The organism is uncultured Kluyvera sp., assembly GCF_902485085.1.
In the GTDB taxonomy this organism is placed as follows: Bacteria; Pseudomonadota; Gammaproteobacteria; order Enterobacterales; family Enterobacteriaceae; genus Kluyvera; species Kluyvera ascorbata.
Genome location: NZ_CABTJS010000105.1, coordinates 17477 through 43548 on the forward strand (window position 1 = coordinate 17477; position 26072 = coordinate 43548).

22 protein-coding genes are annotated in these 26072 nt (G+C 54.6%); 10 read left to right on the forward strand and 12 right to left on the reverse strand.

From position 1 onward, the window contains the following. Positions 1 to 10 precede the first annotated feature (10 nt). The gene (locus RDN66_RS12335; protein ID WP_061284674.1) at positions 11 to 652 is read left to right on the forward strand and encodes a bifunctional 4-hydroxy-2-oxoglutarate aldolase/2-dehydro-3-deoxy-phosphogluconate aldolase; all 642 of its coding nucleotides are present in this window, start codon (positions 11 to 13) and stop codon (positions 650 to 652) included. A gap of 76 nt (positions 653 to 728) precedes the next feature. On the opposite strand, the gene purT is transcribed toward RDN66_RS12335, so the two are convergent. Next, entirely contained in the window at positions 729 to 1907 is a 1179-nt protein-coding gene (gene purT, locus RDN66_RS12340; protein ID WP_202217745.1) for a formate-dependent phosphoribosylglycinamide formyltransferase, read from the reverse strand. 177 nt (positions 1908 to 2084) lie between these two features. Between purT and ptrB the strand changes: the two genes are divergently transcribed. Continuing rightward, positions 2085 to 4136, forward strand: a complete 2052-nt coding sequence (gene ptrB, locus RDN66_RS12345) for an oligopeptidase B (protein ID WP_202217746.1) — start codon at positions 2085 to 2087, stop codon at positions 4134 to 4136. Here ptrB and exoX read toward each other — a convergent pair whose 3' ends face one another. The 3 genes from exoX to RDN66_RS12360 form a co-directional block, all read right to left on the reverse strand. Beyond that, complete coding sequence (gene exoX, locus RDN66_RS12350; protein ID WP_202217747.1) at positions 4137 to 4796, reverse strand: exodeoxyribonuclease X; 660 nt, start codon at positions 4794 to 4796, stop codon at positions 4137 to 4139. A gap of 22 nt (positions 4797 to 4818) precedes the next feature. After that, a complete protein-coding gene (locus tag RDN66_RS12355) occupies positions 4819 to 5487 on the reverse strand; it encodes a carbon-nitrogen hydrolase family protein (protein ID WP_202217748.1) in 669 nt (222 codons plus the stop codon). A gap of 89 nt (positions 5488 to 5576) precedes the next feature. After that, positions 5577 to 5807 carry a DNA polymerase III subunit theta gene (locus RDN66_RS12360; RefSeq protein ID WP_035891678.1) on the reverse strand — a complete coding sequence of 77 codons (231 nt, stop codon included), beginning with the start codon at positions 5805 to 5807 and terminating at the stop codon, positions 5577 to 5579. A 137-nt stretch (positions 5808 to 5944) separates the two neighbouring features. Here RDN66_RS12360 and yobA point away from each other — a divergent pair, with 137 nt between their 5' ends. The 4 genes from yobA (at position 5945) to lpxP (ending at position 9219) form a co-directional block, all read left to right on the forward strand. Next, on the forward strand, positions 5945 to 6319 hold the full coding sequence (gene yobA, locus RDN66_RS12365; protein WP_308537882.1) for a CopC domain-containing protein YobA: 375 nt from the start codon (positions 5945 to 5947) through the stop codon (positions 6317 to 6319). Position 6320: 1 nt separating this feature from the next. Further along, entirely contained in the window at positions 6321 to 7190 is an 870-nt protein-coding gene (gene copD, locus RDN66_RS12370) for a copper homeostasis membrane protein CopD (protein WP_202217750.1), read from the forward strand. A 12-nt stretch (positions 7191 to 7202) separates the two neighbouring features. Next, on the forward strand, positions 7203 to 7541 hold the full coding sequence (locus tag RDN66_RS12375) for a YebY family protein (RefSeq protein ID WP_115074432.1): 339 nt from the start codon (positions 7203 to 7205) through the stop codon (positions 7539 to 7541). A 742-nt stretch (positions 7542 to 8283) separates the two neighbouring features. Then, a complete protein-coding gene (gene lpxP, locus RDN66_RS12380; protein WP_202217751.1) occupies positions 8284 to 9219 on the forward strand; it encodes a kdo(2)-lipid IV(A) palmitoleoyltransferase in 936 nt (311 codons plus the stop codon). A 31-nt stretch (positions 9220 to 9250) separates the two neighbouring features. On the opposite strand, the gene RDN66_RS12385 is transcribed toward lpxP, so the two are convergent. From RDN66_RS12385 to yebS, 4 genes are all read right to left on the reverse strand, one after another. Next, complete coding sequence (locus RDN66_RS12385) at positions 9251 to 9490, reverse strand: YebV family protein (RefSeq protein WP_035891671.1); 240 nt, start codon at positions 9488 to 9490, stop codon at positions 9251 to 9253. A gap of 110 nt (positions 9491 to 9600) precedes the next feature. Beyond that, positions 9601 to 11040, reverse strand: coding sequence for a 16S rRNA (cytosine(1407)-C(5))-methyltransferase RsmF (gene rsmF, locus RDN66_RS12390; protein WP_202217752.1), 1440 nt, complete (start codon positions 11038 to 11040; stop codon positions 9601 to 9603). 79 nt (positions 11041 to 11119) lie between these two features. Next, positions 11120 to 13753 carry a PqiB family protein gene (locus RDN66_RS12395; RefSeq protein WP_202217753.1) on the reverse strand — a complete coding sequence of 878 codons (2634 nt, stop codon included), beginning with the start codon at positions 13751 to 13753 and terminating at the stop codon, positions 11120 to 11122. Beyond that, complete coding sequence (gene yebS, locus RDN66_RS12400) at positions 13722 to 15005, reverse strand: membrane integrity lipid transport subunit YebS (RefSeq protein WP_035891665.1); 1284 nt, start codon at positions 15003 to 15005, stop codon at positions 13722 to 13724. Before yebS ends, RDN66_RS12395 begins: the two co-directional genes overlap by 32 nt. A 143-nt stretch (positions 15006 to 15148) precedes the next feature. On the opposite strand from yebS, the gene RDN66_RS12405 reads away from it, so the two are divergent. From RDN66_RS12405 to htpX, 4 genes are all read left to right on the forward strand, one after another. Then, positions 15149 to 15646, forward strand: a complete 498-nt coding sequence (locus RDN66_RS12405) for a GAF domain-containing protein (RefSeq protein WP_035891663.1) — start codon at positions 15149 to 15151, stop codon at positions 15644 to 15646. A 97-nt stretch (positions 15647 to 15743) separates the two neighbouring features. After that, complete coding sequence (proQ, locus tag RDN66_RS12410; RefSeq protein WP_035891662.1) at positions 15744 to 16436, forward strand: RNA chaperone ProQ; 693 nt, start codon at positions 15744 to 15746, stop codon at positions 16434 to 16436. A 19-nt stretch (positions 16437 to 16455) separates the two neighbouring features. Beyond that, positions 16456 to 18504, forward strand: a complete 2049-nt coding sequence (prc, locus tag RDN66_RS12415) for a carboxy terminal-processing peptidase (protein WP_202217754.1) — start codon at positions 16456 to 16458, stop codon at positions 18502 to 18504. Positions 18505 to 18698: 194 nt separating this feature from the next. Then, complete coding sequence (htpX, locus tag RDN66_RS12420) at positions 18699 to 19583, forward strand: protease HtpX (RefSeq protein WP_035891656.1); 885 nt, start codon at positions 18699 to 18701, stop codon at positions 19581 to 19583. A 52-nt stretch (positions 19584 to 19635) separates the two neighbouring features. On the opposite strand, the gene pgaD is transcribed toward htpX, so the two are convergent. Genes pgaD through pgaA form a run of 4 tightly spaced genes read right to left on the reverse strand, consistent with a single transcriptional unit; the run spans position 19636 to position 25857 of the window. Then, positions 19636 to 20070 (reverse strand): poly-beta-1,6-N-acetyl-D-glucosamine biosynthesis protein PgaD, encoded by a 435-nt coding sequence (gene pgaD, locus RDN66_RS12425; RefSeq protein ID WP_035891655.1) that lies wholly within the window; start codon positions 20068 to 20070, stop codon positions 19636 to 19638. Continuing rightward, the gene (gene pgaC, locus RDN66_RS12430; RefSeq protein ID WP_202217755.1) at positions 20070 to 21398 is read right to left on the reverse strand and encodes a poly-beta-1,6-N-acetyl-D-glucosamine synthase; all 1329 of its coding nucleotides are present in this window, start codon (positions 21396 to 21398) and stop codon (positions 20070 to 20072) included. Before pgaC ends, pgaD begins: the two co-directional genes overlap by 1 nt. Further along, positions 21395 to 23401 carry a poly-beta-1,6-N-acetyl-D-glucosamine N-deacetylase PgaB gene (gene pgaB / locus RDN66_RS12435; protein WP_202217756.1) on the reverse strand — a complete coding sequence of 669 codons (2007 nt, stop codon included), beginning with the start codon at positions 23399 to 23401 and terminating at the stop codon, positions 21395 to 21397. Before pgaB ends, pgaC begins: the two co-directional genes overlap by 4 nt. A gap of 8 nt (positions 23402 to 23409) precedes the next feature. Next, entirely contained in the window at positions 23410 to 25857 is a 2448-nt protein-coding gene (gene pgaA / locus RDN66_RS12440) for a poly-beta-1,6 N-acetyl-D-glucosamine export porin PgaA (protein WP_308537883.1), read from the reverse strand. Positions 25858 to 26072 lie beyond the last annotated feature (215 nt).

Below are 26072 nucleotides of genomic sequence, written 5' to 3' on the forward strand. Positions count from 1 at the left end.
AAAATTTCTGATGAAAAACTGGAAAACAACTGCAGAAGCAATCCTGACCACTGGCCCGGTAGTACCGGTAATCGTGGTTAACAAGCTTGAGCACGCTGTACCGATGGCGAAAGCGCTGGTTGCTGGTGGCGTACGCGTACTGGAAGTGACGCTGCGTACTGCCTGTGCGATGGACGCTATCCGTGCTATCGCAAAAGAAGTGCCGGACGCTATTGTGGGTGCGGGTACCGTGACCAACGCTCAGCAGCTGAAAGAAGTGACCGAAGCTGGCGCGCAGTTTGCTATCAGCCCAGGCCTGACCGACAACCTGCTGAAAGCCGCTACCGCGGGCACCATTCCACTGATCCCAGGTATCTGCTCCGTGTCTGAACTGATGCTGGGTATGGAACACGGCCTGAAAGAGTTCAAATTCTTCCCAGCTGAAGCGAACGGTGGCGTGAAAGCGCTGCAGGCAATCGCGGGTCCGTTCTCTCAGATTCGTTTCTGCCCAACCGGCGGTATCTCTCCAGCTAACTACCGTGACTACCTGGCGCTGAAAAGCGTTCTGTGCATCGGCGGTTCCTGGCTGGTTCCGGCCGACGCGCTGGAAGCAGGCGACTACGATCGCATCACCAAACTGGCTCGCGAAGCGGTTGAAGGCGCGAAGCTGTAAGGTGTTCGCTGCGCCCGGACTGATAGCCGGGTAAGCAAAAGAAGGGCGGGTATGCGTAAGCAGCCCGCCTTTTTTCTTATCCCTGAACGACGACTGCCGCCGCGGCGATTTTGGCGCGTTCCACGGCCTCTTCAACGCTGTCTGCGGTTGCCAGCGCGACGCCCATGCGACGAGAACCCGCGATATCTGGTTTGCCAAACAGGCGCAGCTGTACGCCAGCATCCAGTGCATTCTGCACGTTATTAAAGGTGACGTTGCGACTGGTCAGCGTCGGCAGCAGTACGGCAGAAGCGGACGGACCGTACTGACGGATACCACCAATCGGCAGCCCGAGGAAGGCGCGAACGTGCAGGGCAAATTCCGATACATCCTGCGAAATCAGCGTCACCATGCCGGTATCGTGTGGGCGAGGGGACACTTCGCTGAATACCACGTCATCACCGCACACAAACAGCTCCACACCGAAGAGACCGTATCCGCCCAGCGCCAGCACGACCTCGCGGGCGATCTCCTGCGCGCGCGTCAGCGCCAGTTCGCTCATCTGCTGCGGCTGCCAGGATTCACGAAAGTCGCCATCTTCCTGGCGATGGCCGACAGGAGCGCAGAAGTGCACGCCGTCGACGGCGTTAACGGTCAGTAGGGTGATTTCGAAATCAAAATTAACCACGCCTTCCACAATCACTCGGCCCGCACCGGCGCGACCGCCTTCCTGCGCATACTGCCAGGCCTGCGCCAGCTGGTCTTCATGACGAATAAAGGTCTGGCCTTTTCCGGATGAACTCATGACGGGCTTCACGATGCACGGCAGACCGATATCGGTGACCGCGTCACGGAACTGCGCTTCGCTGTCGGCAAAGTGGTAGGCTGAGGTTGGAAGCTTGAGGGTTTCTGCCGCCAGACGGCGAATGCCTTCGCGGTTCATCGTCAATTTGGTCGCCCGGGCGCACGGCACCACCTTCTGGCCCGCCTGCTCAAGCTCAATCAGCGTATCCGTGGCGATGGCTTCGATTTCCGGGACGATAAAGTCCGGTTTTTCCTGCGCAACCAGTGCTTTCAGGACATTGCCATCGAGCATATTGATAACGTAAGCGCGGTGCGCGACGTGCATCGCTGGCGCATCGGCGTAACGATCGACGGCGATCACTTCAATGCCTAAGCGCTGGCATTCGATCGCCACTTCTTTACCTAACTCACCTGAACCCAGAAGCATTACGCGCGTCGCAGCGGGACGCAAAGCTGTTCCTAATAACGTCATTACCCATTCCACCGTCTATCCAAAGTTTGGCGCATTATAAACGAAAACGTTTGCGTCTGTCTTGCAAGTGGCACAAAAGGCTGATGAAACGTAGGATGAGGGGATAGGTTAAGTTGGCAATGAGCGCGACTTTTGCCAGGCTTAATAATGAATTAACACAACAAGAAGAATAACGAGATGCCACCTAAAGCGAAACGGATACCCCACACCATGACATTGCATGGTGATACGCGCGTCGATAACTACTACTGGCTTCGCGATGACACCCGCACCAAACCGGCAGTGCTTGACTATTTACAGCAGGAAAACGCCTACGGACGCGAAGTGATGTCCTCCCAGCGCAGTCTACAGGATCGCGTGTTGAAAGAGATTGTCGACAGGATCCCCCCGCGTGAGGTCTCCGCGCCTTATATCAAAAACGGTTATCGCTACCGCCAGGTTTTTGAGCCAGGGCGCGAATATGCGATTTACCAGCGTCAGGCGTTAGATAGTGATGAATGGACGTTGCTGATTGATGAAAATAAGCGGGCGGCGCACAGCGAGTTTTATACCCTGGGCGGGCTGAACGTAGCGCCGGACAATAACCTGCTGGCGGTGACCGAAGATTTCCTTTCCCGCCGTCAGTACAGCCTGCGTATTCGCCATCTGGAAAACGAAACCTGGCTGCCAGAAGTGATTGACGATGTCTCGCCGGGCGTGGTGTGGTCAAATGATTCCCGCGTGCTTTACTACGTTCGCCAGCACCCCACGACGCTGTTGCCGTGGCAGGTCTGGCGGCATCAGGTTGGGGCATCTACCGAACAAGATGAACTTATCTATGAGGAGCAGGACGAGACGTTTTACGTCAGCCTGCACAAGACCTCTTCACGCCAGTACGTGGTGATTGTGCTCTCAAGCACCACGACCAGCGAAATGCTGCTGCTCGATGCCGACCTGGCAAACGCCCAGCCGCGCGTCTTTGCGCCGCGCCGTAAAGACCATGAATACAGCCTTGATCACTATCAAAACCAGTTTTACCTGCGCTCTAACCGCGATGGCAAAAACTTTGGTTTGTATCGCAGTGAATCCTGGGAAGAGGCTGAGTGGCAAACTCTGATTGCGCCGCGCGACGCGGTCATGCTGGAAGACTTCACGCTGTTTCGTGACTGGCTGGTGGTTGAAGAGCGCCAGCGTGGCTTAACCAGCCTGCGCCAGATCCATCGCCATAGCCAGCTGGAAACGGCCATCGCTTTTGATGACCCGGCCTACGTGACATGGATTGCCTACAACCCGGAACCGGAAACCGCCTGCCTGCGCTATGGCTACTCGTCGATGACCACCCCTGACACGCTGTTTGAGCTGAACATGGACAGTGGAGAACGCCGCGTGCTGAAGCAGCAGGAGGTGAAAGGTTTTGATGCCAGCCGCTATCGCAGTGAGCGTCTGTGGATTACCGCACGTGATGGCGTAGAGGTCCCGGTTTCACTGGTTTACCGCCATGAACATTTCCGTCGGGGTAAAAATCCGCTGTTGGTCTACGGCTACGGCTCTTACGGTGCCAGCATGGACGCCGACTTCAGCAGCAGCCGCTTAAGCCTGCTTGACCGTGGCTTTGTCTTTGCTATCGCCCATATTCGCGGCGGCGGTGAGTTGGGGCAGTTATGGTACGAAGAGGGGAAATTCCTCAAGAAGAAAAATACCTTCAACGATTATCTGGATGCGACGGAAGCGCTGCTGGCCAAAGGCTACGGTGACCCCTCGCTGTGCTATGGCATGGGCGGAAGCGCGGGAGGCATGCTGATGGGCACGGTGGTCAACGAGCGTCCCGATCTGTTCCACGGTGTCGTCGCACAGGTGCCGTTCGTTGATGTCGTGACCACCATGCTCGACGAGTCGATTCCGCTGACCACCGGCGAGTTTGAAGAATGGGGCAACCCGCAGGATGAAACTTACTATCGCTATATGAAATCCTACAGCCCTTACGACAATGTGCGTGCGCAGGCCTATCCGCATCTGCTGGTGACATCGGGGCTGCATGATTCCCAGGTGCAGTACTGGGAACCCGCAAAATGGGTCGCTAAGCTGCGCGAGCTGAAGGTAGACGACAATCTGTTGCTGCTGTGCACCGAGATGGACTCCGGTCACGGCGGGAAGTCCGGACGCTATAAAAGCTATGAAGGAGTGGCGCTGGAGTTTGCCTTCCTGATTGCCCTGGCGCAGGGAACGTTGCCGGGGCAAACCGAGCGTTAATTACAGCTCGAGGTAGTGCTTAAGCGTAACGCGCATTTCCGGGCTCATGCGGTCGAGGTTGTTAAACAGCCAGCGCAGGTAGCCCGGATCGTTTTTCGCCACTTCCGCGACTTCCTGCCCGCGGTACTTGCCGAAGGTAAAGGTACGCAGCAGCGCCGGTCGGCCGGTGACGTCTACCATTTGATCCGGCGTCCAACCTGACACCTGCATAATATCAATCAGCAACGACGCGGTGATATAGCAGTCGTAAAGCGCGCGGTGATGATGCAGACCTGGTGGTGTCGCCACGCTTAGCTTGCGTGATTTATACAGCGCCATATTGCTGTACTTGATGCCCGGCCACAGGCGGCGGGCCATCTTCATGGTACAGATCCACTCGCCGTCCATTTCAGGCAACACGCGGCGGTCGAAGCTGGCGTTGTGAGCAACATACCACGGGCTACCCTGGTAAAACGGCACCACTTCTTCAATCCACGGTTTGTCGGCCACCATCTCTTCGGTGATCCGGTGGATGGCCATCGCCTGCGGGCTGATAGGGCGGTCCGGGCGAACCAGATGACTCATCGGGTTGACGATTTTACCGTCAATAACATCGACGGAGGCTATCTCGACGACGCCCCCTTGTAGGTCACAGGTTTCTGTATCGATTACGCGCAGCATGGCAAACTCCGGCCTAAAACGTTTAGCGTAATGGAATGATCTCGCCTTGCCAACCCTGGGCGCTCTTTCTGCCCGTCAGCAACAGTTCACCGCCGTCGGCGCGGACGATAAGCTGACCGTTTTCATCCCACAATGCGCTGCCGCCTGAAAACGTGCCGCTGGCATAGTTCGATTTTAAAACGGCAATGGCGTATTTGTGGGCGAAGCGCTGAAGCCGCTGGCTGGTGCGCTGCTGCTGTGGCTCCGCCATGGAGCTGACGGTTGCCAGCACTGAGGCTTGTGGGGAGAGTTCACACCCCTCATGGTTCAGCTCAAAGACGCTGATTTGATCTGATTCGGGAGCGAGACAGGTTCCCTGGCCTTGATGCTGCTTAATGAGGCCTGGGGTATGCGGGGCAAAAATGACAATACCCTTAATGCGTTTGCCGTCGTTGTCCATTGGCAGGCCAGCAATAATGGTCATTTGATGGCGCTGAGCGGCTTCGCTTAACGGCAAAAGCTGAGAATCGTCCGGCGGCGCAGGTAACGTCTGTTCGTCGTCAGGGCCGGTAAGCGAGAGCTCTGGAAATATCAATACCTTACAGGCCTGTTCGGCCGCGACATCGATAAACCGTAAATGGTGGGTAATGTTCTCCGCAATATCTCCCTTACGGGGAGCATATTGCGCTGCTGCGATAGTCCATGTCAGCATAGTTGCATCCTTCAACACGTTGTCATTGGGCTTTTATTCCAGCTTATAGTATCAGGATGCGTGTAAGGAACTGTCACTAAGCGTAAGCATTACTTGGATTTAGGCTCGTATGGCAGCCGGGAAAGATTGACGGAGGCCAAACGGTGCGTAATCAGGCGTTCGCGGAACCAGTCTCGCAGATGCGCTGGCTGTTCACGTTCAACCACTTCGGCGACGACCGGCATGTTATAGCGCTCTTTAAACGCCACGCCAGCGGCAGCCAGATCAACGTTCACTTTGTCCATCTCGTCTTGTGGTAGGGTTGCCAGATTGGTGTGCATGATTTTCTCCTTGGAATAACGCGCAAAAGTTACTAAGAGTATCGCAAAATGGCAAGTCCAGAGGGTGCTCATCTCGACGAGAACATTATACAGCGTTATTCTTTGTCATATATCGATAACAAAAGGGAATGATGGAAATGAAATTCACCGCGCCTCGCGCACTCAGTGCCATGGTGTTTGTCATGGGTTCACTCAGTGCTTCATCCGTCTGGGCTCATGCCCATCTTCAGCAGCAAATCCCAGCAGCAAATTCAGCGGTCAGCCCCGCACCTCACGCATTAACGCTTAACTTCTCTGAAGGTGTTGAGCCTGGCTTCAGCGGTGTGACGTTGATGGGGCCAGATAAGCGCATTATTCCCGTTGGTAAAGCCACGCGTAGCGAAAGCGATAAAGCGCAGCTGGTTATTCCGCTGAACGAAACGCTGGGAGAGGGGCTGTACACCGTCGAATGGCACGTTGTTTCCGTCGACGGGCACAAGACTAAAGGTCAGTACCAGTTTAGCGTGAAGTGATATGCTGGCGGCTCTCTACGTTGGCTTGCGTTTTGCTCACTTTGCCGCGCTGATGGTGGCCTTTGGCTGCACGCTTTATGCGGGGTGGTGGGCACCTACAGAACTCAGGCGTTTGCTGGTCCAGCGCTTTTCTCGGCTACTGCGCAGCGCGTTAGCGGTAAGCGTGCTTTCAGCTATGTTGATGCTGGTGGTGCAGGGCGGGCTGATGGGCGACGGCTGGTCAGATACCTGGCGGCCCGAAGTCTGGCGGGCAGTGATACAGACTCACTTTGGCAGCGTCTGGCTGTGGGAGATTGTCCTCGCGTGGGTCACATTAGGCGTCGCCTGGGTTCAACCTCGACAGATGATGCGTCGGCTTTTGCTTCTGGGCGTCGCACAGTTTATCCTGCTGGCGGGTGTAGGGCATGCCGCCATGTATGACGGCGCGCTTGGTGTGCTGCAACGTATCAATCATGCGGTACATCTCCTTTGTGCTGGCGCATGGGTTGGCGGGCTGGTGCCGTTTCTTTATTGCCTGCGTCTGGCAAAAGGGCGCTGGCGTAAAGCGGCTATTGACACCATGATGCGCTTTTCCCGTTATGGGCACCTGGCGGTGGCTGGGGCGATTGCAAGCGGTCTGGTTAATGCCTGGCTGATTCAGGGTGGGCTTAGCGTTGCAACACCCTACGGGGTCGCGCTGTGGGTGAAGTGCGGCTTCGTGGCGTTAATGGTGATGGTCGCGTTGGCGAATCGTTATCTGCTGGTGCCGAGAATGTCGGCCGCGACGGAACTGACGCAGCGTATTTTCCTGCGAACCACGCAGGCGGAAATTGTCCTGGGGGCTCTGGTGCTGGCGTGTGTAAGCCTGTTCGCCACCTGGGAACCTTTTTAATTGAACTGGCGAATTATGAAAAAGATTATTCTCTCTTTGTTGTTACTTACCACCACCGGCTCAGCGTTGGCTGCACAGATTATTACCGTCAGCCGTTTTGAGGTGGGTAAGGAGAACTGGGCGTTCAACCGCGAAGAGGTCATGCTGACCTGTCGCCCTGATAATGCGCTGTACGTCATCAACCCGAGCACGCTGGTGCAGTATCCGCTTAATGATGTGGCTGAACAGCAGGTGAAAGCGGGCAAGACTCAGGCGCAGCCGCTAAGCATCATCCAGATTGACGATCCTAAACAGCCGGGTGTGAAAATGAGCCTGGCACCGTTTATCGAGCGAGCGAAGAAACTCTGCTGATTCTCAGAATATCTGTTTAAAAATCAATAAAAAACCGCAATCATTCTCATGGAATGGCTGCGGTTTTTTTATCTTATGCCGTTTATTCAACGAAATTTTTCAGCTCACAGCGGTTGTGGACTGGAAAACCTGTCACGGTCATCTATTCTTATAAAGCAAGGCGACTTAGCCTGCATTAATGCCAACTTTTAGCGCACGGCTCTCTCCCAAGAGCCATTTCCCTGGACCGAAAACAGGAATCGTTTTCGGTCTCTTTTTATCTGTCGTTTCCTTCCAACAGGTCAAACACGGTATACGACTCGCGTGCTTGTTAAACCAATGTAAACAGATTTTCTGCCGCATCCAAGTACTTTTGTGTCATTTCGCAAAAAAAAATTTCCGTGGAAATGTGATGCAGGAAATGGAACTGCTGAAAAATGCAGAAGAATCATTTCATTCACCAAAATCGCTATCGTGATAATTATATCTATGCTCAGTATTCGAATAATTATTTTAATGCGTGAATAAAAATCGCTATTTTTTTTAAAAGAAAAAGCGCATGCTTGCGGCGAGTTAAGCCACAGCCTGCCACGCCGTATCACACCTCCGTTTTCTGCCGTTTTGTAAATAAACGTCCGGACAGTGAATTTGTCGAATGCAGTACTGTCAAACACTCATACGTACCGCGTTAAGACAGAGGAATGGACTCGTTTTTTTCTTAAGCGTTACCTTGTGCAGTGCTCCACGTTATCCGGAAAAAATGATGTTCCAGAATTTTGATGTTCGTTTGCTTCACCCACGTAATGGGTTGAAGTGGTTTGCGCTTGCTCTCTTATGGCTAGTAGTCCAACTCCCTTATCCGCTTTTACACCTGCTCGGTACCTCCGTCGGTAAAGCCTCGCGTCGTTTTCTGAAACGCCGTGAGCAAATTGCTACGCGCAACATTGAGCTCTGTTTCCCTCATATGACGGCGGAAGCGCGCGAAAAGCTGATTGAACAAAACTTTATGTCTCTGGGCATGGGGCTTATCGAAACCGGTATGGCCTGGTTCTGGAGCGATGCGCGCGTGCGCAAATGGTTTGATGTCGAAGGCTATGCCAACCTAATGCGCGCGCTGACAGAACAGCGTGGGGTGATGGTGGTTGGCGTGCACTTTATGTCACTGGAATTAGGTGGCCGTGCGATGGGGCTCTGTCGTCCGATGATGGCAACCTATCGCCCGCACAACGACCCGTTGATGGAGTGGGTACAAACCACCGGGCGTCTGCGTTCAAACAAAGCGATGATCGATCGCCGTAACCTGCGTGGCCTGGTTCAGGCGCTGAAAGCGGGGGAAGCGGTGTGGTTTGCGCCGGATCAGGACTACGGCCCGAAAGGCAGCGTGTTTGCTCCATTCTTCTCGGTGAGCGAAGCGGCAACCACCAATGGTACTAACGTATTGTCACGCCTTTCCGGTGCGGCGATGCTGACCGTGACGATGGTGCGTAAGCCTGATACGAAAGGCTACACGCTGCACATTAGCGAAGCGATGACCGATTATCCTTGCGGGGATGAAGTGTCGGCGGCGAGCTATATGAACAAAATTATCGAACGCGAGATTTTACGTGCACCGGAGCAGTATCTGTGGGTGCATCGTCGGTTTAAAACCCGACCGCGGGGAGAAGCATCGCTCTACAAAGTGGTGCCACACGCCAAATAAATAACCCGCCTATGGGCGGGTTCCTTTTGGGTTAGACAAGCCGCATAACCCAGGCATCAGACGGTTGATCGTAATGTTTGCGATAAAGCACTGAATGTTCGCCATCAAGAAGGGCCGGGATGCTGATATCGGCATCCCAGGCATCTAACTGCATGCACAAATCGGGATCGGACTTACAAGGGATGCTTAACGTTCGCTCGCCGTGTTGCTCGGCGTGCAGCACGGCATCATCAATTTCGAATGCGCCGATGCGTACGCTGGTTTTGCTCATAATGCTCTCCGTTAATCTGCTGACCGGTGTGGTACGACCAGTGGCCGTACCTTTTCATCCTAGACAACACAGAGCATTTCGCCAATCAAAAAATGCGCTTTTTTTGTGCGCTACTCCGACCTGTTAGCAAAAAGTTTTCCATCGCGCACCAGTTCACGCGGATAGCTGTTCTTCAGACGTGAACCAATACGTTTTGCCAGACCAAGCGGGAACCCCTGGAACGTGACGATGACATCATCATGAGACGGGGCATTTTCCGGGTAGACGTCGCGTCCACGGTACCATTCCTGCGCGTCAGCTGATGTTAATTCGTGGCCGAGTTCAGCGGGGTTGGCCAGCGCAATCACCGCTTCATGCTGCCAGCGGAAACCTTTATTGTGAGTTTCGGCAAGCTTAATACCAATGCGTGAGAAACGCACTTTACCCAGCAGCGGCTCGATTTCTTTCGGGAACAACCAGACTTCTTTGTCACGCTGCCATAGCACCAGCGATTCATCCCATTCAATACCGACGCGGCGTGCAGCATCGATGACGGTATGGGATTCCCGGGTTTTCATCGGTACGAACGGGAATTTACCCACTTTGTAGCCCGGCGCGGGCAGCGGGTCGATCGCCGCCGTTTTCTGTAGTCGGGCCACGAAGAACCCTTCGCAGTCATAAATCTGCGGGAAAACGTGCAGGTAACCTTCCGCAGTCAGCGCCTGGTCGGCAGTAGGGAAAAGGTCGCCTAACGGGAGAACGTGCACCGCATCGGGATAGCGCTCGAGCAGCCAGTTCACCACCGATTCATTCTCATCACGGTTGAGCGTGCAGGTGGAGTAGACCAGCGTACCGCCGGGGCGCAGGGCGTGAAATGCGCTGTCGATAAGCTCACGTTGGGTGTTGGCAATATCCTGATTGCTGGCAAGCGACCAGTTCTTCAGCGCGTCCGGGTCTTTGCGCACTACGCCTTCGCCGGAGCACGGCGCATCCAGCAAGATAGCGTCGAAGCACTCCGGCAACGCCGCGCCGAATACGCGACCATCAAAGTGGGTCAGCGCCGCATTAGCAATGCCGCAGCGGCTGATGTTGGCGTGCAGCACCTTGACCCGGCTGGCGGAAAATTCGTTAGCCAGCAGCATGCCGCGGTTACCCATTCGGGCGGCAATCTGAGTGGTTTTAGAACCCGGTGCCGCGGCGACATCCATCACTCGCGCAGGCGCGTCACCGTCGGCAAACAGGGCCGCAACCGGCAGCATGGAGCTCGCCTCCTGAATATAAAACAGGCCGCTCAAATGCTCTGCGGTACTGCCCAGCGGGAACTCGTCTTCGTTATCACGCTCAATCCAGAAACCTTCGGCGCACCAGGGCACCGGCGTTAACTGCCAGCCATAAGGCGCGACCAGCGCCAGAAAATCATCGACGGTAATTTTGAGCGTGTTGACGCGAATACTCCGGCGCAGTGGGCGCTGGCAGGCATCAATAAATGCTTCAAAGGAGAGATTCTTCGGCATGGCCTCGCGCATTTGCGCAAGGAATTCATCGGGGAAAAAGACTGCGTTTTGAGCCACTGGCGAATACCACAAGGAGATAAAGAGCGCGCAGTTTACCATAAAAATGCGCCGGTGATGGGCACCGGCGCAGAGGTTGTTAGCGTGGCAGGGCGGTGCCCCATTCTCGCCATTCTTTCGGCTCTGACTCCAGCAGCAGGAAGTGTTTTCCTTCCTGCGCTTTTGGCGCCAGCGGAATGCCCGGTGGAGTGGCAAAGGCAATGCCGCCGCGGATGAACTGATTGAAGGTGCCGGTTTTAACGACGCCACCAATCAGCCCGAAATCGAGGCTGTAGCCAGAAGCCAGCCAGAACACCGAGTTGTTGCGTACCAGATGCTGATAACGCTGGCCGATGCGCATTTCGATCATCACGCGGTCGGAGAGGCTACCCAGGCGCAGACCGGTGACGGTCCCGACTTCAAGGCCACGGAATAATACCGGCGTGCCGATACTCAGCGAACCCGCTTCTGGTGCTTCGACGACGATGTTCAGGCCGTTGAGATAGCGTGAGTCGGAGATGGTCGCTTCCTGCAGCTCAAAATCACGACGCATTTCACCGTGGCCCGGCTCGACGTTAACGTACGGTTGCAGCAGGGTATCCAGATGCTCAACGCCTGCCGCCGAAATTTGCGGGGTGATCACCGAGAAGCGAGTGCCGCGCCGGGCGAACGTTGACACGTACTCAGGGTAGAGCACGGCGCTGGCCTGGACTTCGTTGCGTGAGGCGTTCAGCTCAAGGCTTTGCACCTGGCCGATGTCGATACCGAGGTAGCGAATCGGCATGCCGGAGGAGAGCTTATCGGCATCAAAGGCGTGTAGCGTTATCTGCCCGCCGATAGCACGAGCGGCGGTTTCTGATGCATAAAGCAGGCGTTTGTCACCCTTGCGGCTGCCTGCGCCGGCAGCGTTGAGATTATCGAAGCTGATAGCCCCTTTCAGTGCACGTGAAAGCGGTGAGGCTTGCACCGTTAGCCCGCTGCCGTTCAGCTGCACTTTCGCACCCCCTTCAGCCCAGAACACGCTATTTGGGGTCAGCAGTGAGCGGTATTCCGGTTTAATGTGAACTGCGATATCGAACGCATTAGCGCGCGGCTGCACCGAGGTGACTTCGCCGACTTCAAACTTACGATACAGCACGATAGAACCGGTCTGAATATCCGGCAGGGTATCGGCGGTGAGCATCAGGGTAGTGGTAGGGTAGTCGCTTAAATTGTTCTCCTGCGCTTTCTCGAGATTAGAGAACAGCGGGTAGCTCGCCTTCATTGGTCCTTTTTCGCCAGGCAGAATGCGAATGCCGCCGCTTAACCACTCATTGGCGCTGGCACCTAAGAATTCAACGCCGTCGATACCCACTTTGACATCCATCTTGCTGTTGACCACAAATTTGCTGTCGCCGTGGAGCAGGTCGCGGTACTGCGGGTCGATGGCTACCGCAAAGCTAATACCTTTCGCACTTAGCGTGCGTTCCATCACCTGACCGATTCTGACCCCGTGCAGCATGATAGGCTGTCCGGCATCAATGCCGTAGCTTTCCGGCGCGGTCAGCGTCAGCGTCAGGACGCCAGGCTGTTGCAGTAACGTTTTGTCCGCGGCCAACACGGTAAAGCGGTCTTTTGGTTCGCCGTCACCGGGTACCAGTTCAAACGTACTGCCGGTCAGCAGGGTGCTCAGATTCGGATTATCCAGCGACAGCTTCGGCTGATTCAGTTCAATCCGGGTCTTTTCTCGCAGCAGCGAGACGACGCTCGGGTCAACGGTCATTTCACCGGTAACGGAGCTATCCGGATTCAGAGTCAGTTTGGTCAACTGACCCACTTCCAGCCCTTGGTAGAGCATGGGTGTTGAGCCCGCTTTCAAACCGTCGCCGCTCGGCAGCTGAAGCTGGATCAACACGCCGCGTTGGCTGTGGGCGAGGTCTTCATACAGGCCATACTCATCGTTTTGCGCAGCTGCCTGCGAGTCGGGCGGTGAATCAAAAGCGATAGCACCGTTGACCAGCGCCGCGAGGCTTTCGAGCTGCACTTTGGCACCGCTCAGCCCTACATCCGCTTTAATGCCCGACACGTTCCAGAAGCGGCTGCCTTTTTTCACCAGATTGGTGAAACGACGCTCAATCAGGACATCAATGGTTACGCCCTGATTGTTTGGATTAATGGCGTAATCATAAACGCGTCCCACGGGGATTTTGCGGAAATAGACCAGTGAGCCGCTGTTGAGCGAGCCTAAATCCGGCGCGTGCAGGTGAATCATCAGTTCGCCGTTGTTCAGGCGATATTTCGGCTGCGTGTCCAGTGCGGTGAAGTGATCGCGCGCTTCGCCTTTACCGGGCATCATGCCGATATAGTTACCGCCAACCAGCGCATCAAGCCCGGACACCCCGGCGAGGGACGCTTTCGGGGTCACCAGCCAGAACTGAGTTTCATCGCGCAGGGCGTCTTCCATATCGCTTTTAATACTCGCGCGCACTTCAATCTTGCTGCGGTCCTCGGCGAGGCGAATGTCCTGAACCGTACCGACCTCGACGCCCTGGAAGCGCACAGGGGTGCGCCCCGGGACAATACCGTCTGCCGACATGAAGTCGATTGTAATGGTGGTACCGCGATCCTCGTAGCTGTTCCAGATTAGCCAGCCAGCAATCATCAGTGCGATGACCGGCAGCAGCCAGAACGGAGAGATGCGGCGTTTGGTTTTAATTCGCGCCTCAGTCTGTGAAGCGGGCGTTTCCTGACTCATGTGCGTCCCAAAGTATGCGGCTGTCCAGCCATTCAACAGCAAGAATAGTTAATATTACCGCAGCGCCGAAATAAAACGCAGCGGGGCCCATCGTGAAGGCGAGAAGTTGATCACGATTGATGAGCGACATGGTTAACGAAATGACAAACAGATCGAGCATTGACCAACGGCCAATCCAGGTGACAAAACGCAGCAGCAGTATACGCGTGCGCAGCCCCTGTTCACATTTAAAGTGGATGCTAATGAGTAGCGTCAGCATCACGATAATTTTGGTAAACGGCACCAGAATACTGGCGATAAATACCACCGCCGCGACCGCGATGTTACTGTTAGCCAGCGACATGATCCCGGAAAGAATGGTGTCGGTCTGACGCCCACCGTTGACGTAGATAACGGAGATAGGCAGCAGGTTAGCCGGGATCAGAAAGACAATGGAGCTGACCAGCGCCGCCCAACTTTTTTGCAGGCTCTGCCGACGCCGGTAGCGCAGCGGCGTATGGCAACGGCGACAGCGACCACGGGTATCGGCGTGCCCGGTGTAACCGCACGCAATGCAAACCCGCAGGTTGGCATCGGGCCGCGTTGAAGGGCGCTGCGGATAAAAACGCTCCCACAGCTGTTCAACGTTAAGGTGAATCAGAGTCAGGATGCTGAGCACCACCAGAGAGATAAAGGCGAGCAGGCCAATCCCCGGTTGGAGGAAGGCATAGTCCTGGACTTTGATCGAGGCGACCGCGATGCCAACCAGGTAAATATCCAGCATCACCCACTCTTTGAGCTTATCGAGCATCAGCAGGACAGGGCGCAGATTCATGCCCAGAATATTACCGAGCCACAGATAGGCGATGGAGACGACCAGCACGGCAGGCGCGCCGACGGTGCAAAAGAAGACCATTGCTGCGGTAATCGGGTCACCCTGATCAGTCATCTGCCAGATACCCGACAGCAGATTGGCGTCAATACGCACCCCCAGCAGATGAAGGCGCAGCAGTGGCTCACTCCAGGCGAACGGCATCAGTAACAGCATAGTAATGGCCATTGCGCCAAGGCGAGTCAATGACCAGTCGCGCCCGTCGCGCACTTTGGCGTGACAGCGTGGACAATAGGCACTTTGCGATGATTTTACGACCGGTAACCGAAAAAGCATATCGCACTGCGGGCAACGTTGGTAATGTGCCCACGGCAACGGTGCATCAATCTTGTGAATATGTATTTTTTTCGACGGCGTTATGCGTGATGTTTTCAGTGCCATTTATTACATTGAGAAATGAATGTATAACTCTATCTTAACCTAAGTATCGATTCATCTTGAGCCCGAACGCACTTAATGCGTATTTTATAAGGCGATAAGCTGAGTAATGCATCAGTAACACCGTAAACAATAATGGTTATATAATGAGCAAAACAGAATTTTACGCGGATCTTAACCGCGATTTTCAGGCATTGATGGCAGGTGAAACGAGTTTTTTAGCTGTAATCTCTAATACCAGCGCGCTGCTGTACGAGCGTCTTTCTGAGGTGAACTGGGCGGGATTTTATCTGCTGGAAGGCAAAACGCTGGTCCTTGGGCCATTCCAGGGCAAAATTGCCTGCGTGCGTATTCCGGTTGGTCGTGGCGTCTGTGGTACTGCTGTGGCTGAAAATCGCGTGCAGCGCATTGAAGATGTCCATGCCTTTGATGGTCACATTGCCTGTGACGCAGCCAGCAATGCCGAAATCGTCCTGCCTCTTGAGGTGAACGGTCAGGTTATTGGTGTGCTGGACATCGACAGCACGGTCTTCTCCCGCTTTAGCGAAGAAGATGAAAAGGGCTTGCGTGAACTGGTCGGCCACCTTCAAAAAGTGCTTGAAGCGACCGATTATCAAAAATTCTTTGCCCCCGTCGAAGGATAATCAACGGATAACGTAGCATTTACGGATTGCGTCATTATAATGTCGCCTGTTCATGCCTGCGGCTTGTTGGCTACGTCCGTTGTAATCAGGAAATTTCATGGAAAATCAACCTAAGTTGAACAGCAGTAAAGAAGTTATCGCATTTTTAGCCGAACGTTTCCCGCAGTGCTTTAGCGCGGAAGGTGAGGCTCGCCCCCTGAAAGTCGGTATTTTTCAGGATCTCGTAGCGCGTGTTGAAGGGGAAATGAACCTCAGCAAAACTCAACTGCGCTCCGCATTACGTCTTTATACTTCAAGCTGGCGCTACCTCTACGGTATCAAAGCGGGTGCAGTACGCGTCGATCTCGACGGCAACCCATGCGGCGAACTCGACGAGCAGCACGTGGCGCACGCGCGTCAGCAGCTTGAAGAAGCGAAAGCTCGCGTTCAGGCGCAGCGCGCTGAACAGCAGGCAAAAAAACGCGAAGCGGCTGCTGCTGCAGGCGAACAGGGTGACGCACCACGTCGTGAGCGTAAACCACGTCCTCCAGTACGTCGTAAAGAAGGGGCCGAACGTAAGCCACGCGCCGCCGCAGCTAAACCTGCTGCTAAGCCAGTTCGCGAAGTCCGCGAAGAGAAGTTTACCCCGGTATCCGATCTGTCCGCGCTGACAGTCGGCCAGTCCCTGAAAGTTAAAGCCGGCAATAACGCCATGGATGCGACCATCCTGGAAATCACCAAAGATGGCGTTCGCGTTCAGCTTACTTCTGGTATGTCAATGATTGTACGCGCAGAACACCTGGTGTTCTGAAACGGAGGCCTGGCCAGGCATGAACAAATTCTTTAGGCTCTCCGCGCTTGCTGGTCTGTTATTGATAACAGGCCAGGTCTTAGCGGTGGAAGATATTACCCGTGTTGATCAGCTTCCTATTCTTAAGGAAGAGACGCAACACGCGACGGTGAGCGAGCGCGTAACCTCGCGCTTTACCCGTTCTCACTACCGCCAGTTCGATCTCGACGAGGCTTTTTCAGCCAAAATCTTCACCCGCTATCTGAACCTGCTGGACTATAGCCACAATGTGCTGTTGGCCAGCGACGTTGAGCAGTTCTCAGCGAAGAAAGGGCAGATTGGCGATGAGCTGCGTTCTGGCAAACTTGATGTCTTTTACGATCTCTACAATCTGGCGCAAAAACGCCGTTTTGAGCGCTATCAGTACGCGCTGAAGGTGCTTGAGCGCCCGATGGATTTCACCGGCTCCGATACCTTTAATCTTGACCGCAGCAAAGCGCCGTGGCCGAAAGATGAAGCCGAACTGAATAAGCTTTGGGACGGCAAGGTCAAATTTGACCAGTTGAGCCTGAAGCTTGCGGGCAAAGACGATAAAGAGATTCACGACACGCTGGCGCGTCGCTATAAGTTCGCGATCCGCCGCCTGGCGCAAACCAACAGCGAAGATGTGTTCTCGCTGGCGATGACCTCTTTTGCGCGCGAAATCGACCCGCATACCAACTACCTCTCTCCGCGTAACACCGAGCAGTTTAATACCGAAATGAGCCTGTCTCTGGAAGGTATCGGCGCGGTGCTGCAGATGGACGACGACTACACCGTGATTAACTCCATGGTGGCAGGCGGCCCGGCGGCGAAGAGCAAGGCGATAAGCGTAGGCGACCGTATCGTTGGCGTCGGCCAGACCGGTAAAGGCATGGTTGATGTGATCGGTTGGCGTCTTGACGATGTGGTGGCGCTGATTAAAGGACCGAAGGGCAGCAAAGTGCGTCTGGAAGTCCTGCCTGCTGGCAAAGGTTCGAAAACCCGTATCGTGACCCTGACCCGCGAGCGTATTCGTCTTGAAGACCGCGCGGTGAAAATGTCGATTAAAGGTACAGGTAAAGATAAAGTTGGCGTACTGGATATTCCAGGATTCTACGTTGGCCTCACTGAAGACGTGAAGGTTCAACTGCAGAAGCTGGAAAAACAGAACGTCAGCAGCGTGATTATCGATCTCCGTAGCAACGGTGGCGGTGCGCTGACCGAGGCAGTTTCGCTCTCCGGTCTGTTCATCCCTTCTGGCCCGGTGGTGCAGGTACGTGATAACAACGGCAAAGTTCGCGAAGACAGCGATACTGACGGCGTGGTGTATTATAAAGGCCCGCTGGTAGTGCTGGTTGACCGCTTCAGTGCTTCGGCGTCGGAGATCTTTGCCGCGGCGATGCAGGACTATGGTCGTGCGCTGATTGTCGGTGAACCGACCTTCGGTAAAGGCACCGTCCAGCAATACCGTTCGCTGAACCGTATCTACGATCAGATGCTGCGTCCTGAATGGCCTGCGCTGGGTTCCGTCCAGTACACCATCCAGAAGTTCTACCGTATCAACGGCGGCAGTACCCAGCGTAAAGGAGTAACGCCGGATATCATGATGCCTACCGGCACGGAAGAGACCGAAACCGGTGAGAAGTTTGAAGACAACGCACTGCCGTGGGACAGCATTAATGCTGCCACCTATGTGAAGTCTGGCGACATGAAACCGTTTGAACCAGAACTGTTGAAGCTGCATAGCGATCGCATTGCGAAAGATCCAGAGTTCCAGTATATCGCCAAAGATATTGCCCACTTCAACGCATTGAAGGATAAGCGCAGTATCGTGTCTCTGAACTACGCCCAGCGTGAGAAAGAGAACGAAGAGGATGATGCAACCCGTCTGGCGCGGATTAACGATCGCTACAAGCGAGAAGGTAAGCCAGCGCTGAAGAAACTGGAAGATCTGCCAAAAGACTACAAAGAGCCGGATCCATACCTTGACGAGACGGTGGATATCGCCATCGATCTGGCAAGGCTTGAGAAGGCTGCCCCGGCAGAACAGCCGGCGGCGAGCAAGTAAAACACTGACAGGCACAAGCAATTGTGCCTGTTTTTTTATCTCTCTCTTCTTCTCGTAAACAACTATGCTACAAAATGTAAAGTTGTGTCTTTCTCGTGACTTAGCCTAACGTAATCGTTGAAAATTCCCGGATTACCCCTACGATATGGGTAATCGCATAGTGCGTTTTGTTAAAAAGAGGTTAAAAGTAAATTATGATGCGAATCGCGCTCTTCCTGATGACCAACCTGGCAGTGATGGTTGTGTTTGGGCTGGTGCTAAGCCTGACAGGAATTCAGTCGAGCAGCATGACCGGCCTGCTGATTATGGCGCTGTTATTTGGTTTCGGCGGTTCCATTGTGTCATTGATGATGTCGAAATGGATGGCGCTAAAATCCGTCGGTGGGGAAGTGATTGAACAGCCGCGTACCGAACAGGAACGCTGGTTGGTTGATACCGTTGCGCGTCAGGCGCAGCAGGTGGGTATTGCTATGCCACAGGTCGCGCTGTATCACGCGCCGGACATGAACGCCTTTGCTACCGGCGCTCGTCGTGATGCGTCGCTGGTGGCCGTAAGCACCGGTCTGTTGCAGAACATGAGCCGTGACGAAGCCGAGGCGGTCATTGCCCATGAAATCAGCCACATTGCTAACGGCGATATGGTGACCATGACCCTGATTCAGGGCATCGTGAACACCTTCGTTATCTTTATCTCTCGCGTTATTGCGCAGATTGCGGCCGGTTTCCTCGGCGGCAACCGTGATGATGGTGAAGAGAGCAGCAACGGCAATCCGCTGATTTATTTCGCGGTGGCTACGGTGCTGGAGCTGGTATTCGGTATTCTGGCGAGCATTATCACCATGTGGTTCTCACGCTACCGTGAATTCCACGCCGATGCGGGTTCCGCAAAGCTGGTGGGTCGCGAGAAAATGATTGCTGCGCTGCAGCGTCTGAAAACCAGCTATGAACCGCAGGAAGCCAGCAGCATGATGGCATTCTGCATCAACGGTAAATCCAAATCGCTGAGCGAAATGTTCATGACTCACCCACCGCTGGATAAGCGTATTGAAGCGTTGCGCAGCGGCGAGTACATGAAATAATCCCTCGGGGTTCTGAGAATGCCAGTCGGTAACACGACTGGCATTATTGTTTTTACTCCTCAACTTCTTCCTGCCGATTAATCTTTAAATCAATAATGCGGCCAATTCCATCGTGATAGACCGTGAGCAGATTATTACGGCTCATCTCCGAAATGATTTGGGGTTCAACCTCAAAGCTTCTTGCCAGTTCGTCCCGCGGCAACGCCAACCGCCAGGTATGACGGCGAGCGTGGGATCGCCGTCGGTTGTACTGGTACCAGATAATCAGCAGCCAGCCGTTAAGTGCGGCAATCAGCAAATAGGCCAGCACGGCATTAAACGATCCGGTAATCGCGTCCCAGCGGCCATATTTCTGCTCGGTAAACTGCATCAGCAGATTGGCGTAAAGAAAAAACAGAAAACCGCACCAGGCGAGCGCCGTGAGCACGGCATCAAAAAGCCGGGGAAACGGTCGGTGCTCGGTTAAAATCAACGTACTTTCGTTCATCAAATGCTCCTTTTTCCACGATCCGGACTTACCCAGCGAGCCCTTGCGCGCTGGCGTTTCAACATGACTTTGGGAAAGGCAACCACGGTGGTAAATAGCCCAATCATCCAGTAAACCATCGGAAACCAAATGACCCAGAACAGCGCCCCGGCGACCTGTCTTTCATAGCGCCGCTCAATGTACAAACTGACGACGAATTGCAGCAGACACATGACCCCTAGCAGCATGCCGGTAAAGCCCGGAGGGAAAAGACACTCCACCGTCAGGTTTGCCGGAAGCGGTGCGAGGTAGCTGAGGATAAAAAGCAGCACCGTTGTCGCGTAAGCAAAGGCCCAGAATGTTGACAGGGCGTACTCGGCAAACAGCGGCCACATGCGGTGATGCTCCCAGCGGGTCAGAATGCGTAGATTCACCAGAAACACTTCTGCGCCGCCCTGTGCCCAGCGAAGCCGCTGTCGCCACAGGCCTTTTAAGGTTTCCGGCATTAAAATCCAGCACAGTGCGCGCGGTTCGAAGAAGATGTCCCAGTGATGGAGCTGGAGCTTCCAACTGATATCGATATCTTCGGTTATCATGTCCGGGCTCCAGTAGCCTACCTCGGCCAGCGCCTGTCGGCGAAAGGCGGCAATGACGCCAGAGACGGTAAATACGCGGCCATAAATTCGCTGCGTACGTTTGATTAGCCCGATAATGGATGAAAACTCGCCCACCTGAATGCGCCCGATAAGCGTAGAACGCGTGCGGATGCGAGGGTTGCCGGTGACCGCGCCGACGTGGGGGTACTGAATCAAGGGTGCCACCAGATAGGCAGCGGTATCGCGGTCAAGCAGGGCGTCGCCGTCAATACAGACCAGCAGGTCGCCTCTGGCCGCTGCGGCACCCGCTTTCAAGGCTACCGCTTTTCCCTGATTTTCCGCCAGATGGATAACCCTCAGCCCCGGTTGTTCTTGCGCTATCTGCGCTAATACGTCGGCGGTGTTATCGGAAGAACCGTCGTTAATGGCGATAACCTCAATATTGGGATACCGCTGCGCCATGGCGGCCGCGATGGTCTCGCGAGCGTTCTGGGCTTCGTTAAAACAGGGGATCAGAATCGACACCAGCGGGTTACCCGGTAATGATGGCGCAGGCATGTCGTGACTCCACGGCCAGTGTCGTTCCAGTTGAAACCAGAAATAGAGCCCGCCGGTTATCCATAATACCGACATAAACAGCGGCCAGAAAAAGACGAAATCCAGAATCAGTTCACCGGTAAATACGGCGGCGACGCCAAACGGTAGCCCGAAAACCAGACATAAAATGCAAAAAGCGAGCAGACGATCGGTCATTTGTTTGGGTACCAATACGATGAGAATTCAGGCCTGATTTGTGAAATATCAGGTTGGTTATGGATAAAATCGTCGGGGTAATAGCTGTAATTTTTAACACCCTGTAGCTGAAGCAGACGCATCCACGCCACCATCTGCTTATCAGCAATGGCGCTATGTTGGTGCCAGTCTCTGGCTTGTAGCTCAAAAATAGTTTTGTTAAGCCCACCAGGGCGCTGTGCGACGGCGTTTACCACGCGCGTCAGCCACTCATCGCTGTTTTTCGCGGGTACGGATTCCATTAATGGCATCGCCATCGGAACGGTCCAGTCGTAAGCCCGGAGAAAATCATCCAGATTTTGCGCAAACCAGGCTTCGCTTTCGGGTTCAATAAGCGGCAGCGCGAAAATATTGCGTGCTGTTTTTATCTGTGGGCCGCGAATGGCTTTAGCGGCCAAGCTCAGGCGTTGGGTGAAATCGATAAGCTTCTGGCTTTTAAAACGAGTCCAGGCGTGTAGCGCCGACGGAGTTTGCTGGAAGCGATCCATATCGAACGCTTGTCCTGTGCGTTCCCACGCTTGCAGGGCATCTGGGCTGATATCCTCATAATCCGTCAGCACGGCATCATCATGGAACAGAATGCCGTTGAAGGGGGCGTAGCGGGCGAGATCCTGATAAATATCGATGACCTGCTGCTGCGTTTGCGGGTTCCACGGCGAGAGCCGCACGTAGGGTTCAGTGGACATCTGCGCGCGTTGGGTTTTTGGGTCCCAGCGCTGTACGCGGGGAAGTGAAGACGCGAGGTTGAAGGAGAGTACGGGCATCCAGGCGAACACCTGGACTTTCGCGCGGGTTTGCAATTGCCAGGCGACAAAGTTAAACAGGTCGGCGCGCATGGGGAGATGGCGGTTGGGGAAATAGAGCGCGTTAATTTTGCCATCGCCAGCCGGGTCTGAAAACGCCTGTAGAAATACGTGGGTGATTTTCATGTCGTAGACACGCTGCACCAGTTTATCGATGTTGCGGGTCTGCTGTGCGGTATCGCGGTCGTAGACATAGTCGAGGTCGACGTGCATCACGCGGACGGGTTCCTGTTCCTGAACCTGCGTGACCGTACTGGCAAACGTCTTGATAGAAGGATTTCCTGAGATAAGCAGGCGAGGAATATTATCAAGATGGCGCACGTCACCAAGCCCATCGGCAAGCGTGAAGGCCAACTGATAACCCTGACGTTTTGCTATAGCAAGCGACGTGCCGTTTGCCTCGCCGTAAGGCCATACCCAGGCGCGCGGTGCTTTGCCGGTCACTTGTTCGATTTTGCTGGTAACGTGGCGTACGTCTTCGCTAATACGCTGGTCAAACTGGGCGTCGGTTTCATAGCGCCCGGTGGTTTTATCGTAGAATCGATTAGCGATGGCGGGTTCGAGACTGCCTTGAGGGTTCGCTTGAATGCCGTAATGGGAAGCCCAGGTATGGGCGCCAATTTCCACCCGTGAAGAGTGGCTCAATTCCCGGACCATGTCCCAGGTAGCAAAGCGTTCACGCGGGGTCATCAGCCCGCCGAAGTTAACCGCCTGTCGCGCTGGAGTATCAACCCAGCTTCCGACCGGCGCCCACAGAGCGGGGACGTCCCAGGCCTGAAGCAGCGGCCAGACGCGGGTATAAAAACTGCTGTAGCCATCATCAAAGCTCAACAGAAACGCTTTTGGCGGCAGCGTTTTACGTCCCTGGTGCGCGTCCAGAATGTCCTGAACGCTGATGGCTCGATAACCGTTATGGAGCAGCCAGCCAATCTGATCGTTGAGGGCACTGGTTCGTACCGTCAGATAGCGTTGATCGGCTGCATCATCTTCGACATCGTGATAAGCCAGCACCAGGAAACGATTGGTGGGCCACGGTTTTTCCGCCTCCAGTGGCGTTCTATTTTGTGGCGGAGTGAAGGTCAGCGGTTTGGCACAAACTCCCGCACTCAGGCACAACCAACCGGCGAGAACCAGGCGGCAACCCAGACTTCTGTTCAACATAATCATCCTTAAAAACGTAGCGTTGCATCAATGGCGATAGCGAGGTTACTTTCGCGTTTGCCGTCATAAGGGCGCTTGTCCCAGCTCAGCACCACGCCGGTATCAACGACGTTGTTCCACTGAAGTCGTTGACCATAGCCGACGAGGGTAATCGCGCCGGGAGCCTGTGCTTTTTGCCAGTAACCGCCACCTCCGGCGAGCAGCTGTTGGCTCCAGAGCGTGTCGTAGTGGCGATACATGAGATGCTCAAGGGCAAACGTCGCGGCAGCGGAGAAATCGCGGGCCGGGTTGTAATAATCGGTATCGACCCGACTGTTGGTACTGGCCGAGAGTTCCGGCATGAGAGACAGCGTCAGCGCCGGTGTCTGCCACAGGCGTTCTGAGCCCGTGAGGGTGTATTCCTGTCGGTGGTTGCCGTCAGTGAAGTCGCTTAGCGCCGCGCTGAGGCGGTACTCGCGTCTTTCGTTCTGATACCAGCGGAGCCAGGCCTCGCCTCGATTAGCGCTAATGCCGCTACGCAATGCGCGCAGCGGGGTGGTGCGGGAAATTCGTTCGAGGTTGCTGCCTATCTGCCAGCTATCTCCGAGGCTATAGCGGGTGGAAAGCCGGGCACCCGCTTTGCGGGTGCCGTGAAAATGAATAGAGGACACCTCTGCCTCGGCCCAGAAATCACGCGGTCGCCACTCAATACCGCCAAACTGCTGGCGGCTGATGCCTTTGCCTTCATCAAATTGCCCTTGTGCAAAACGGCTGCCCGCAAAAGGACGCCAGCTACCGTCAATCGGTGGGCCGTAAAGGGTGGCATCCCAGGAGAGGTCGTGCGAACCGCTAATGGGGTTATCGGAATGAAGACCTTTACCCACGTTCAACTTCAGCTCTGAGAAATGGTGAAGGCTGCGCATTCTTGCCAGGTCGCGAGAGTCGGTGTCCTTTGGCGTTCTGGCAACGACATCGTTGGTGAGCAGTTCCATTTGCTGCCATTCGTGAAGGTCCATGGCCACGTACGCCTGCTGACGCTCCAGTTCAATGTTGGTGGGCTCTAGCGCTTCTGCCATCTTTAGCGTCCGTTCTGCGGCGCGGGGCAACCCGCGGGCCTGTAGCAAGGTGGCGTAATCAATTTTCAGCCCTTGATTGCCCGGTGCTGTCGATGTCAGATGTTGCGCAAGTGCCTCCGCTTCAGGCAACGAGTGGGTTTGCAGCAGATACTGAAAATAGAGGGATTGACCGGTAAGCCATCTATCATTTGGCTGTGGCGAGGGATCTCCGTAGTCATAGCGGGCCCAGGGAGTCTGTTTCACGATGCTATCGACGTACTCACGTGCGGCCTCATAATGGCCGGTATTCAGCAGGGCAAAGAAGAGATCCTGCCGGTCGTCATCAGGATCGGGCTTATAGTTCGGGTGTTGTGCAAGGAGCGCAAACGCGGCGTCGGCATTTTTTTGTTCGAGATAAGCGGAAATGACCCAGCCGATAGCCCAATCTGGTAGGGACTGGCCTTGCGCAATGAGCGATTGATATGCGCTGATGACGCCGGGGTAATCGGCGTTAGCGTACAGGGCGCCGAGTCTATCTATTTGCGCACGATATCTGTCCGCCTGCGCATCGGGTTGGGCCTCCCAGCGTGTTAGCAGAGTGCGATAGCGGCTCAGGGTACGTTGAGGGAGTACAAAGCGCTCCTGCTCCGTTCGTGTTGGCAGCGCAGCCACGCGCACCATGCTGGCCGCATCATTCAACGCCAGACGACGTTGTTGTTCTGGTGACGGCGTAATTTCCCGCGAAAAGGAAAGGGCGGGACTATCGATCCGGTTTTGCGCCAGCGCGTCGACCCATTCCTGCCGTATTTCAGGGGTATCCTCACCGCGGTTAAGTATTCGCGTATCAACCAAAAGCCGGTCGGCATTTTTCCCCTGACGCTGATACACATAAGCGAGCGTTTGCAGATGCGCGAGACTCGGCTGCGACGCGAGCAGGCGCTGCGCCTCCTGTAGGGCGAGATCATCCTTCCCCGCGTCGGCTAACGTTTTCACGTAGCTAATGCGATAGTCATCGTTGTCCGGTGACAGGGTAATGACTTGCTCCCAGAGGGGAAGAGCATTATCCCACTGATGAAGGTTGCGCCAGGACTGTGCCGTTGCCGCGATCGCGCGTGAGGGCATCGGCATATAAACCTGATAACGCTCCCAGAGATGAATAACGTCCCAATCTCGTCCTGCCCAGGAGGCTACCTGCAGCCAATCCGCAACCTGCTGTGAGGTTAACGGATGGTGCTGCTCATAGCGCTGAACATAAAGGAGATACGGCGCATAATTTCCGTCGCGTGCCTGCTGAATTTGTTGGTCATATATCGATTCAGTGCCCAGTACTCGCCCAGGGAAAAGTAATAACAAGCTAATTGAAATCGACAATGTTGCACGATGATAAAGGTATGATTTATTGAAATGAATTGTACTTTCCATATCTATTAGCCATTGGTGTATCAAAAGTCACTGCAAAACCTATCCGCCTTTCAGCGCTGGGTGAAAGGTAAGGTAATGAACGCATTTATCCTGATTGCACATTGCGATGGTCGGTTTATTTTATGGAAATAAATGGCTTCCTTATTAATGGCTGGGAGTGCCAAGCAATATACACCTGATATGGTTGTTGTTAAATATGTTCGAGGAAGGTTAAT